12 protein-coding genes are annotated in these 12339 nt (G+C 65.9%); 10 read left to right on the forward strand and 2 right to left on the reverse strand.

Annotation, left to right across the window (positions count from 1 at the left end; all coding sequences use genetic code 11):
• Both A5712_RS00005 and A5712_RS00010 read left to right on the forward strand, forming a co-directional pair.
• Positions 1-1861 (forward strand): helix-turn-helix transcriptional regulator (locus A5712_RS00005; RefSeq protein ID WP_068099914.1); only part of this gene is annotated, 1861 nt, incomplete at its 5' end.
• A gap of 50 nt (positions 1862-1911) precedes the next feature.
• Entirely contained in the window at positions 1912-2865 is a 954-nt protein-coding gene (locus tag A5712_RS00010; protein WP_082973180.1) for an SDR family NAD(P)-dependent oxidoreductase, read from the forward strand.
• Between the two features lie 30 nt (positions 2866-2895).
• Here the strand turns inward: A5712_RS00010 and A5712_RS00015 are convergent, their stop codons facing one another.
• Complete coding sequence (locus tag A5712_RS00015) at positions 2896-3582, reverse strand: helix-turn-helix domain-containing protein (protein WP_068099915.1); 687 nt, start codon at positions 3580-3582, stop codon at positions 2896-2898.
• A 548-nt stretch (positions 3583-4130) separates the two neighbouring features.
• Here A5712_RS00015 and A5712_RS31570 point away from each other — a divergent pair.
• From A5712_RS31570 to A5712_RS00050, 8 genes are all read left to right on the forward strand, one after another.
• A complete protein-coding gene (locus tag A5712_RS31570) occupies positions 4131-4907 on the forward strand; it encodes an NAD(P)/FAD-dependent oxidoreductase (RefSeq protein WP_231981882.1) in 777 nt (258 codons plus the stop codon).
• A 14-nt stretch (positions 4908-4921) separates the two neighbouring features.
• Positions 4922-5434 carry a hypothetical protein gene (locus A5712_RS31575; protein WP_231981884.1) on the forward strand — a complete coding sequence of 171 codons (513 nt, stop codon included), beginning with the start codon at positions 4922-4924 and terminating at the stop codon, positions 5432-5434.
• 105 nt (positions 5435-5539) lie between these two features.
• On the forward strand, positions 5540-6580 hold the full coding sequence (locus tag A5712_RS00025) for a methyltransferase (RefSeq protein WP_082973181.1): 1041 nt from the start codon (positions 5540-5542) through the stop codon (positions 6578-6580).
• Between the two features lie 128 nt (positions 6581-6708).
• Entirely contained in the window at positions 6709-7338 is a 630-nt protein-coding gene (locus A5712_RS00030; protein WP_068099920.1) for a UbiX family flavin prenyltransferase, read from the forward strand.
• A 30-nt stretch (positions 7339-7368) separates the two neighbouring features.
• On the forward strand, positions 7369-8961 hold the full coding sequence (locus A5712_RS00035; RefSeq protein WP_068099922.1) for a UbiD family decarboxylase: 1593 nt from the start codon (positions 7369-7371) through the stop codon (positions 8959-8961).
• Complete coding sequence (locus A5712_RS00040; RefSeq protein WP_369830335.1) at positions 8958-9926, forward strand: alpha/beta hydrolase; 969 nt, start codon at positions 8958-8960, stop codon at positions 9924-9926. The genes A5712_RS00035 and A5712_RS00040 overlap by 4 nt, the downstream gene beginning before the upstream one ends.
• On the forward strand, positions 9926-10549 hold the full coding sequence (locus A5712_RS00045) for a DsbA family protein (RefSeq protein WP_068099924.1): 624 nt from the start codon (positions 9926-9928) through the stop codon (positions 10547-10549). The genes A5712_RS00040 and A5712_RS00045 overlap by 1 nt, the downstream gene beginning before the upstream one ends.
• A complete protein-coding gene (locus tag A5712_RS00050) occupies positions 10546-11547 on the forward strand; it encodes an LLM class flavin-dependent oxidoreductase (RefSeq protein WP_068099927.1) in 1002 nt (333 codons plus the stop codon). Before A5712_RS00045 ends, A5712_RS00050 begins: the two co-directional genes overlap by 4 nt.
• Before the next feature lie 7 nt (positions 11548-11554).
• On the opposite strand, the gene A5712_RS00055 is transcribed toward A5712_RS00050, so the two are convergent.
• The gene (locus A5712_RS00055) at positions 11555-12325 is read right to left on the reverse strand and encodes an IclR family transcriptional regulator (protein WP_068099929.1); all 771 of its coding nucleotides are present in this window, start codon (positions 12323-12325) and stop codon (positions 11555-11557) included.
• Between the last annotated feature and the right edge of the window lie 14 nt (positions 12326-12339).

Consider the following 12339-nt stretch of genomic DNA (forward strand, 5'->3'; position numbering starts at 1 on the left):
GGGTCTGGGGATCGAGGACAGCGCTGCCGCGCCTGCGGTCGACGGGGGGGTGCTCGAACTCGGCGCTCGCGCGCGGTTTCGCCACCCGCTGGCCCGTTCGGCGGCGTACCATTCCGCGCCCCAGCAGCGACGACAGCAGGCCCACCGAGCCCTGGCTGAGGTCACCGATCCGCTGTTGGATCCCGACCGGCGCGCCTGGCACCTCGCGCAGGCCACGGCCAAGCCGGACGACGACGTCGCCGCCGAGTTGATGCGGTCTGCCGACCGCGCGCGGGCGCGTGGTGGCGTTGCCGCCGCGGCGGCGTTTCTCGAACGCGCCGCGGATCTAACCGTCGACCCCAGTCAGCGAGCTCAGCGGGCGCTCGACGCTGCAGCGGGCAAGGTCGAAGCCGGTGCGTTCGACGTCGCACTCGACCTGATAACGCGAGCCCAGGCCTGCCCCTTAAGCGCCCCGCAGCGCGCGCGGATTGACCTTTTGCGTGCCCAGTTGGCGTTCGTCACCAGCCGCGGCAGCGAGGCGCCGCCGCTGCTGCTCAAGGCCGCCGAGCTGCTGGGTTCGATCGACGTAACACGTTCTCGCACAACTTATCTGGAAGCAATGTCGGCGGCGATGTTCGCCGCTCGACTGGCGGGACGTTGGGGAGTCGTGGAGGTGGCACGCGCCGCACGGGATTCACGGCGGCCGCCTTGCCCAAGCCTGTCTGATCTTCTCCTCGACGGGTTTGTCGCCCGGTTCACCGACGGATACCGAGCGGGCGTACCGATCTTGCGTCGCGCGGTCGACGTCGCCGTGACGTCGCCCGATGAACAGTTGCCTTGCCTATGGCTGGCGAGCATCGCTGCTTTGGACCTGTGGGATGACAACGGGTGGGACCTAGTCTCGGCGAGGCACATCGAGGCGGCCCGCGCCACTGGCGCTCTGACGGAATTGCCCCTGGCCCTGAGCACGCGCGCGGTGATGCTTCAATTCGCCGGCAAGCTCACCGAATCCGAAGCGCTCGTTCACGAAGTGCAGGCGGTGACGGAGGCGACCGGCGCCGGCCTCGCGCCCTACGGCGCGCTGCTCCTCGCCGCGTATCGCGGTGACCAAGCGAAGGTATCGGCGTTGATAGACGCGACCACGAAAGACATCACGCGGCGGGGCGAAGGAGTCGGGCTGACAGTCGCCGAGCGGGCGAGTGCGCTGCTCAACAATGGAATTGGCGACTACAAAGCGGCGATGGCGGCAGCCCGAAGCGCCGCCGAGCACCCGACCGACTTGGGCGCGACGCCGTTCGCTTGGGTCGAGCTCGTCGAGGCTGCGGTGCGTTGCGGCAAAACCGACTTGGCCGCTGACTCGCTCGATTGGCTTAGTGAAATGACCCGCGTCAGCGGGACCGATTGGGCGCTGGGTGTCGAAGCGCGTTCGCGGGCGCTCCTCAACGACGGATCCGAGGCCGAGCGGCTGTACCGCGAAGCAATCGAGCAATTGAGCCGTACTCGCATGCGGTCCGAACTCGCCCGTGGTCATCTGCTGTACGGCGAGTGGCTGCGCCGCGAGCGCCGGCGTACGGACGCGCGGGCCCAGCTGCGTCACGCGCACGACATGTTCGACGCGATGGGAATGGACGCATTCGCCGAGCGCGCCGCGCGTGAGCTTCGGGCGACCGGCGAGACCGCGCGCAAGCGCAACGTCGAAGTGAGCGGCGAGCAGCTGACGGCGCAGGAGACTCAGATCGCGCGGCTGGCCCGCGACGGACTGTCGAATCCGGAGATAGGCGCGCGATTGTTCATCAGCGCGCGAACAGTCCAATATCACCTGCGAAAGGTGTTCACCAAGCTGGATATCACGTCGCGCAGTCAGCTCGATCGTGTCCTTTGACTGGCCACCGGCGGATGCGACCACCGTCTCATCCACCGCAAGCTTGCATCATGGGTCAGGACGTCATCGTGGTCACCGGTGCATCGAGCGGGTTTGGTCGGCTCAGCGCCGAAGCATTGGCGCTCGCCGGACACACCGTTTACGCGTCGATCCGTGACACCACGGCGCGTAACGCAGCCCGGGTTGAGGCGGAAGAATACTTCGCCAAGGACAATGGCGTTGAGTTGCGGACTGTGGAAATGGATGTGCAGTCGCAGTCCTCGGTCGACAGTGCGATCGACAAGATTTTCAACGCCAACGGCCGCATCGACGTGGTGGTGCACAACGCAGGCCATATGGCTTTCGGTCCGGCCGAGGCGTTCACCCCACATCAGTTGGCCGAGCTGTATGACGTGAATGTGGTTGGCACTCAGCGGGTCAACCGGGCGGTGCTGCCGCACATGCGGCGACTGCACCGAGGCCTTCTGGTGTGGGTGTCTAGCAGCAGTTGCGCCGGGGGCACGCCACCTTATTTGGCACCGTACTTCGCGGCCAAGGCCGCGATGGATGCGCTGGCGGTAGCCTATGCCCGCGAGCTGACCCGTTGGGGCATTGAGACTTCCATCATCGTTCCGGGCGCGTTCACCACCGGCACCGTCCACTTCGCGAGGGCCGGTTCACCTGCTGACCGGACGGTGGTCGACGAGTATGAGAAAGGACCTTATGCGGGTCTTGGGGTCCGGGTTCGGGAGGCTTTCGAAGCCATTGTGCCTCCGGGCGCCGACGCCTCCGTGGTGGCCGAGGCGGTCGTCGAGGTCGTCGAAACCCCGTTCGGGCGGCGCCCGTTTCGCGTTCATATCGACCCGGCGCAAGACGGCGCCGATGTCGGCTTCGCGGTGCTCGACCGGCTCAGGGCCGAGATGCTGCATCGCGTCGGGTTGTCCGATCTGTTGACACCGGCCGGGTCGGCCTACGACGGGCACAGCCGAACTGGTCGACGACCCACTTTCGTTGGTGGATCGTGAATTACCGGCGCGCGGTGGCGGTCGGCAGTGTCAGGACGCCATGCGGTGCATGTCCGACTGGATGAGTTTGGCGACGCGGTCCAGCGGCCGCTTGAATGATTCGAGGTCTTTTCGGGTGGGGTGCGCAAAAGCGATGATCCCGGGTTCGCCCGAGGGAAGCGCGAACGGTGTGGCGATGCACGAGCACTCCGGGTGTACCGCGCCGTATTCGGATGCCATGGACCCGCGATAAAGCGCTTGAGAGGCGGCGGATTCCGGGCTCTCGGCCCCCAGGGACTGCTGCGAGGGGCTCAATACACCGATAAAGCCCGACCCGTACGCGTGGCACATAGCTCTCAATCGGTTCCCCGATGCGTCGTAAAGGAATACTGACGCCTTGGTGGCCAGCGACATGGATCGCACCCGGGGCTGGGCCACGCGGGCCAGATCGCCACGCCGACGGTCCAATTCACGCAGGCCGGCGGCGAAGGTCCACCTTCCGCGCTCGCGCCGCACGATGTTTTCTTGTGCGAGCTGCTCAAGAAGCCTGTGCACCGTCGTTTTGGGGATACCCGTCTCCGAGGCGAGTCGGGTGACCCCGACCGGGTGCTGTTGAATCCGGCCGAGCGCCCGGAGTAGCGCGAAGGCGCTGTGCAGCGCACTCGTCGGCGGAGATTCCTGTTCGGCCGATCCGGCCAATTCGGCGGCCGACAACTCATCAAAACTCTCTGAGCCCACCAGGCGATGATAGCTATTCCGCGATTCGAACGCGGGCCCGATAGACGACCCCCTCAATAAACCGCCGCCGAAACCCGTGCCTGATCTTCCAGCGAAGCTGTCTTACAGCGGTGCTGCCGCAAAATAGCCGCGCTGCCCTGGGGTGTTCCGGTCATCGGAACAGAAATTCGGTCATTTCGGCAGGGACGGCCAGGGTCATCTTGAAACGCGACAGCAGCATCGCAAGACGGGACTGCACGAGCCAGTCTCTCGGGATTGCTCTGGACCGCACAACTATTCATCAACCAGGAGTGTGAACATGGGCACTTGGGTTATCACCGCCTTTCCCCGCCCGCACAACGTTGAGCGGGTAGCAACACTGGTCGAGTGCGCTGTCGCCGGCATAACGGTCACGTTCAGGTTTCCGCACCGCCGGACGCCGGTGGCGATGATTCGTTTCCTAGCAGAAACCAGTCGTCAACTTCCGGTTGCGAGGAGACCGCACAAGCATGGCCGCGCCTGAATTCCGGGGCAACGCGGTCGTTCTCGGCGGAGGCATCAGTGGACTCTTGGCCGCCCGGGTCCTCGCTGACTTCTTCGGCAGTGTGACCGTGGTCGATCGTGATGTGCTACCGGACGGGCCAACGATCCGCCGTGGGGTGCCGCAAGGCGGGCTACCCCACGTCCCGCTCGCGCGCGGGACGCAGATCATGGACGAACTGTTCCCAGGCCTTCTCGACCAGTTGGTCGCCGGCGGTGCTCGGGTGTGGAACGACGGTGACCTGTCGCGGTTCTGGATGTGCTACGGCGGACATCATCTGCTTCGGTCCGGCAAGATCCCGAACCCCAAGTCGTTGGTGACCTACTACGTGAATCGACCCTTTCTCGAGTGGAATCTGCGGCGCAGAGTTAGCGCCATTCCCCATGTGCAGATCCGAGGCGGTCACGATGTCGTCCGATTGACGTCGACCCGGGAGCGCCACCGCGTGACCGGTGTCGTGCTCGCGCGGCGCCATTCCCGGGCGAAGGCGACCCTATGTGCCGACCTGGTGGTCGACGCCACCGGACGCGGGTCGCGGACACCGCTGTTTCTCGACGACCTCGGCTACCGTCGTCCGCGCGAAGACGAGCTGCGGGTGCGACTCGGCTATTCCGGTTTCCCGGTGTATGTGCCGCGAGGCACCTTGCACGAGAATCTGGTCGTAGCCGGCCCGCAACCCAGCCGCCCCGTGGGATGCGGAATGCTCGCCGGCGAGAACAATACCTACACCATCGGTGTATCGACGGTGGCAGGACAAAGCCCTCCCACCGATCGCGCAGGGTGCTCTCGTGTCTGGCCGGGATAGCACCTCCGCACGTCGTGGAGGCCGCCGTTCGCGCCGAACCACTTGCGGAGGTCGTCAAGTACCGTTTCCCGTCCAATCGCTGGCGCCGCTATGACCGCCTGACACACATGCCCGACGGGCTGATCGTGGTGGGCGACGCGATGTGTAGCTTCAATCCGACTTACGGGCAGGGCATGTCGGTTGCGGCAACCGAGGCGGTCGTCTTACGTCAGTGCCTGCAGCGCGGGGACCATTATCTGCCGCAACGGTTTTTCCGCGCCGCCGCAAAAGCAATTCGCGTGGCATGGCAAACCGCGGTGAGTTGGGATCTGACCCTGCCTCAAATCGAGGGGCACCGACCGCTGCCGATGCAGATCACCAACGCTTACCTGGACCGGGTCCTGGCCGCTGCCGAAACCGACCCCGCCGTGATGCAGCGATTCCTGCGGCTAATCAGCATGGTTGACCCACCGTCGCGGCTGGTCAGCCTGCCGATGTTGCTGCGCCTCGCCAGGGGCGACAAAAAGCGAAGGGGGAGGCACGCCTAAGTGGACCGCATTGTCGGCGCAGAAGTCCCGAATCCACTGTGGCCCATGCGCGATGGGAAGCCCGGACGTTTTCGTATTTCGCGGCAACCGAACTGAGGAGATTGCATGAGTATTTCTGAGGCGCCGTCCTTTGACGAACCTACGTCTTCCGCGGCACAAGCGGTGCAGGAGTTACTGCTCTCGGCGTGGGTATCGCAGACCATTACCGCAGTGGCCGACCTGGGAGTGGCGGATGCGCTCGCCGATGGACCATTGGAACTCGAGGAACTCGCCAGCAAAGTGGGAGCGCATCCGGACGCCTTGCGCAGAGCCCTGCGGGCACTGATCGGCAAGCGGATATTCGCTCAACGCGACGACGGTCGCTATGAGCTGACTCCACGAGCAGACGTCCTGCGGTCGGATTCCCCGGTATCTGTGGCGGCCATGGCCCGATTCGTGGGCGCACCGCAGCACCGTGAACTCTGGAGCCTGCTGACCCGGGCGATCAGGACCGGGACTTCGCCGGTTCCCGCGCTGCGCGGTAAAGGCTTTTTCGACTATCTGCGCGACGAGCCCGAATTCAGCGCGATTTTCAACGACGCGATGACGGGATTGTCGGCATTTTTAGACGGACCGCTGGTCGAGGCGTACGACTTCACGCGATACCGCACGATCGTCGACATCGGGGGCGGCCATGGCCGCCTGCTCGCTGCCATCCTGAAGTCGGCGCCGCATGCCCAGGGCATCCTGTTCGACCTCCCCGACGTGGTTGTGGAAGCGCCATCGCTATTGGGGAAGTTTGATGTGGCGCATCGGGTTCGGCTGGTCGAAGGCTCGTTCTTCGAGGAGGTACCCGCCGGGGGCGATGTGTACGTGCTCAAGCACATAATCCACGACTGGCCCGACGAGGCCGCGTTACGCATCTTGCAGAACGTGAGAAGGGCGGCGGCCAGCGGGGCCTCATTGCTGCTCGTCGAGGGTGTAATCCCGGAACACCACGGTGACGTCATCGGCAAGGTAATTGATATCGAGATGTTGCTGGTCAATGACGGGCGCGGAAGAACAGCGCGCGAATACCGCCGCCTGCTTGACCGAGCCGGATTCGAAATGACTCAGGTGATCGACACCGGAACGGACTTCGGCATCGTCGAGGCGCGCGCAATCTAGGCGGGAAGCCGGGGAGCCAGAAACTAACCGCGATGGCTAGCCACCGGCGGATGCGACGGTGGCTCGGTGCGCCCGAAACTTTGATGATCGCGGCCGTGGGCCATGCGACTCGCCGAAGGAGGAAGACGATGCGCTTAGTGGTAGCGATGACCGGAGCGACCGGAGCCGCTCTGGGCATCCGTCTGCTGGAAGCACTTGGACAGCTGGGGGTCGAGACGCACCTGATCCTCAGCGACTGGGCGCGGGCGACGATCAAGATGGAGACCGACACCCCCGTCGAGGAGGTCCGGGCACTGGCCACCCATACCTACAGCGCCCGCGATCTTGCCGCAGGCATCTCGAGTGGCTCTTTCCGCACAGATGGCATGGTTGTCTGCCCGTGCAGCATGAAGACGTTAGCCGCCATCCGGATCGGCTTCAGCGACAACCTGATCACCCGCGCCGCCGACGTCACGCTGAAGGAACGCCGCAAGCTCGTCCTGGTCGCGCGGGAGGCACCGTTGAGCGAGATCCACCTGGAAAACATGCACTACCTCGCGCGCGCCGGCGCCGTGATCTTCCCGCCGATGGTGGCCTACTACGCGCGGCCCACTTCGGTCGATGAAGTGACGAATTATGTGGTCGGGCGCGTCATCGATCAACTCGGGATCGAACACAACCTGATCAACCGGTGGAAGGAGGATCAGGCTCCGGTCCGCGTGAACGGTCACCGGCACCTCGCCGAAGCCGACGACTGGTTGGTCAACAACCACCGTTAGAAGAAGCCCCGATCGCGTGAGGAGAACGAAATGACCATGGGGACAAGTCTTCCCACCAGCCTGGCTCAGGCCACGAACGGGGAAGCAGGACCCGATCAGCGCAGCTGGTTGGCCACCCTCGAAGCCGCCGGCCAGTTGCGCCGCATCACGGCCCCCGTCGACTGGGACGAAGAGATCGGTGCGATCACCCGCGCCAACCTTTGTCTCGGCGGCCCGGCGCTGCTGTTCGAGAACATCGTCGGCCACGAGAACACCCGGTGCACAAAGCTTTTGACGTCGGCGCTCGGCAGCCGGCGCCAGGTCCAGCTGATGCTGGGGCTGCCCGAAGACACCAGCGACTCGGCCATCGTGCGTCACCTCCGGGAGGCGTTCAAGAAACCGATACCGCCGCGCGTGGTCGATGCCGGCCCGGTCAAGGAGAACATCCTCGAGGGCGACGACATCAATTTATGGGAGTTACCCGTCCCAAAGTGGCACGGCGAGGACGGTGGTCGCTACGTCGACACGTTCTGCGGGGTGGTCACCGAGGACAAGGTGACGGGACGCGACAACATCGGTTGCTACCGGGGCCAGATCGTCGACCGCGACAAGATCGCCAAGCTTCTGGTGCCCAGTCAGGGCTGGGGCGGCCATATGGAGGAGTACAAGCCGGAGCCGATGCCGGTCGCCGTCGTCTACGGGTGGCACGACGTGCTGGGGTTCTGCGCCGGGAGCCCGTTCCCGAAGAACATCTGCGAATGGGACATGATGGGGGCCCTTCTCGGGCGCCCGGTCGACCTGGTCGCCTGTGAAACGGTGCCGTTGCACGTTCCGGCGACCGCGGAAATCGTCGTCGAAGGCTTCATCGATCCCGACCCCTCGACCTTCGTTGTCGAGGGGCCCTTTGCCGAGTACCCGGGCTTCATCGGGGGCGCGGCACCGGCGCCGGTCCTGAGGGTCACCCGGATCACCCACCGCAACGATCCGGTGCTGCGCGGCACCCTCGAAGGGATCCGGCCGGGATGCTTCAACGAAGACAGCATCGTCAACTTCGCGCGGTCGGCGATCACGTGGAACGTGCTCGACGACCTCGGGATCGGTGGCGTCACCGACCTGTGGATGACGGAGGTGACAAACGGCCAAAACACTCTGGTGCAGATCCAGAAGCGGTACCGGGGCCACGCGCAGCAGATCGCGTCGGCGCTGTGGGGGACGGGCGGATCGGTGTGGTTTCACAAGAACGTCATGGTCGTCGAGGAGGACATCGACCTGCACGACCCGGTCGCGCTGGACTGGGCCATGTCCTACCGGGTCAATGCCGGCCTCGGCGATATCGCGTTCTTCGGCCCGGGTCTCGGCTCGTCGCTCGATCCGTCGACACCGCCGGCTTTGAATGACACCAACAAATACGGCGCCGGTCAATGGACGCGGGTGCTCATCGATGCCACGCGAAGCTGGGAAGTCGACCCGCGCCCGGAGTGGGGTGGGCGTCGCTTCCCGCCGACCGACAGACTCACGCCCGAGCTGGAGTCCAAAATCGCACGCCGCTGGGAGGAATACGGGATCGGCATCCCGTACCTCGACGACCGCGGCCGCGAAATGCTGACCCTGCAGCAACTGAGCAAACGGATGCCGGAAGTGTGATATCAGATTCCGTCCTCGAGCCGGCCGCGGCCGAATTCGCTGCCGCCGCGGCCCATTCGCCACCGGTCTATGAACTGACGCCAACCGAGGCGCGCAACGGCCTGCAGGATATCCAGTCGTCTCCGGCCGCCAAACCGTTGGTGGACGACGCGTGGATGGTTGTCGATGCCGACGGTATCGGCGTCCGCGTTCGCGTCGTCAAACCCGTTGGTGCAACCGGGTTATTGCCGGTGGTGCTGTACCTACATGGCGGCGGTTGGGTGCTCGGCAGCGCCGCGACGCACGACCGCCTGGTGCGTGAGCTTTGTGTCGGCGTGCACGCCGCCGTCGTGTTCGTCGAATACGACCGCGCACCGGAGGCCCGCCATCCCGTCGCGCTCGAGCAGGCCTACGCGGCCGCACGCTGGATCCAACGAAACGGCTCGAGCGCCGGTCTCGACGGCACCCGCCTGGCGGTCGCCGGTGACTCCGCCGGCGGCAACCTCGCCGCCGCGCTGGCCTTGTTGTCTCGGCGGCGCGGCGATGTCACCTTCGTTCACCAGTCGCTGTACTACCCGGTGACCGACGCTTCGCAAAACACCTCGAGCTACCGCGAATTCGCCGACGGCCCGCACCTGACCGCCAAGGCAATGGCCTGGTTCTGGGACGCGTACCTGCCGGATCGGGCCCGGCGCAACGACGTCCTCGCCTCACCGCTGAGGGCTGACTTCGGCGAACTCGCCGGACTGCCCGAGGCGTTCGTCGTCGTTGACGACTGCGACGTCCTGCGCGACGAAGGCGAGGCCTACGCCCGCAAGCTCACCGCCGCCGGAGTGCGTTGCACCAGCGTGCGCTACAACGCCACGATCCACGACTTCATGATGCTGAACGCCCTGCGCGAAACCGCCGCGGCGAAAGCGGCGATCACCCAAGCGATCCACGTGCTGCGAGAGTCATTGAAATCGTTTCCGCCGGTGAGGAACTGATGAGCGGCGCGCCGAAACCGGTACTGCACTGGTACGACTTTATATGCCCGTTCTGCTACATCGGGCAGTCGCGGTCAGCCCTCCTGGTGGAGGCCGGCCTTGAGGTCATCTCACTGCCATTCCAGGCGCATCCCGACATCCCGGCCGGCGGTCTTGTTATCGGTCCCCGTCAGGGGCCGAGGTCCGAGATGCTCGAACGGGAGGCGGCAGCGGAGGGGCTGCTGCTGAACTGGCCGGAGCGTATCCCGAACAGCAGGAGGGCTTTAGCCGCCGCAGAATGGGTTCGCCGCAATCGGCCGACTGCCTTCGACGCACTCCAGCGCGGGTTGTACGAGGCGCACTTCGCTCTGGGTGAAGACATCGGCGATCAGGCGGTCATCGATCGGCACGCGGTGAAGGCCGGCGTGGACCCGGATCCACTGCACACCGCGCTCGCCGACGGCACCGCCTACGCCGCGGTCGATTTGTTGGAAAGGGCCGGACAGCAGTGCGGCGTCTCCGGCACACCCGCGTGGCTGCTCGGCGGCCGGTTGGTGACCGGGCTGCAGCCCGTGTCGGAGTTTGAGCGCATTGCCCAAGATGCTTTGGGTCGGCGAGCACGATCAGAGAGGACCAGCACATGACCGCAATCGACGTAAGTGTGGCGCTACCACCGTCATTCGAGTCTGCTCAGCACATTGTCGCCGCGGAGAAACTGGGCTATCGCCGGGCCTATCTCTACGACACTCCGTTCGGAGGCGATGACGTCTGGCTGGGCTTGCACCGCGCGGCCGAGCGGACCACGACGATTGAGCTGGGTCCCGCGGTACTGATCCCGACCCAGCGCCACCCGTTGGTCAACGCCGCCGAGACCTTCTCTCTGCACCGGCGGGCGCCGGGGCGCGTCGTGACCTCGTTCGGCACCGGGTTCTCCAGCCGCGCGGCCATCGGCCAGCCGCCAATCCGATGGTCCTACATGGAGGGCTACATCCGTGCCTACCAGGCGCTACTCGCAGGCGAGGTGGTCGACTGGGAGGGCGCGGCCATCAAGTTGATGCTGCGCTCTGCACAAGCCACCGCGCTCCCACTGCGAATCCCGTTGCTGGTGGCGGCAACCGGACCCAAGGGTGCCGGCGTTGCCAAGCGGCTCGGCGCCGATGGGGTGATCTCCATGTTCGACGTCGTGCCCGGACAACGCGACTTCGCGCGCGCAGTGGTCGCCACCATGGGCACCATCCTGAACGAAGGGGAGGACCTGGCCGGCGAACGGGTCCGCTCGGCCGTCGGCGCCTCGTGGGCCGCGGCATATCACTTCGTCTACACCACCAAGGGCGCCGAGGCGCTGCGCGAGATGCCCGGCGGCGCCGCGTGGCTGGATGTGATCGAGAAGGTACCCCAACGCCTGCGCCACTTACACATTCATCAGGGCACCATGGTCGAGATGAACGACGCCGACCTGGCCGCTTGGCGTGCCGGAGGCTACGCCTCGGTCCCGTCGGTCACCCTGACCGGGACGGCCGACACCGTCGGGAAGGCCGTGGCCGCGATGGCCGAAGCCGGCGCCACCGAAGTCATCATCGAGCCCTCGGGTCCCGACATTCCGCGCGAACTCGACAGATTCATGGCGGCCACCCGCGGTTGACCCGGTTCTACCCGGCGGCCTCCCTGTCGAACTCCGAGGCGATGTCGCGGGCGACGCGCTTCAGCAGGGGAGTGATCTCCGTGGCGGATTTCAGCGTGACCCGGGCGGCGGGGCCCGAGATCGAGATCGCGGTCAACGACGGCGCGTCGGGCACCGGCACGGCGAAGCACCGCACGCCGACTTCCTGCTCGCCCTCGTCGACGGCGTAGCCGCGCGAACGGCACAGCTCGATGTCCCGCAGCAGCTCCTTCGGGGTCGTGTGGGAGTTCTCGGTCGAGGCGGGCATCCCGGTTCGCGCCACCAGGGCGCGCACCGCATCGTTGGGCAGCTGCATCAGCAGCGCCTTGCCGACGCCGGTGCAGTGCGGGTAGACGCGCCGGCCCACCTCGGTGAACATCCGCATCGAGTGCGGTGAGGGCACCTGAGCGACGTAGACGGCCATGTCGTTGTCCATCAGCGCCATGTTCGCCGTCTCACCGGTGCGCTCCACCAACTCCAGCAGATGCGGCCGCGACCACGTGCCGACGAGCTGTGCCGCGCTCTCGCCAAGCCGGATCAGCTTGGGCCCCAACGAATAGTGCCGGTTCGGTAGCTGCCGCAGGTAACCCATGCCCACCAGGGTGCGCGCGAGCCGGTGGATCGTCGGCGCCGGCAGGTCCGAACGCGCCGCGAGGTCGCCGAGCGCGGCCGACCCACCCATGGTCGCCAGGATCTCGAGCAGCTCGAACGCCCGCTCCACCGACTGAACGCCGCCCGTACGTGCAGCTTCGCGAGCCATCACCGCTTCCGATC

This window comes from Mycobacterium sp. E2327 (assembly GCF_001672675.1).
GTDB lineage: Bacteria > Actinomycetota > Actinomycetes > Mycobacteriales > Mycobacteriaceae > Mycobacterium.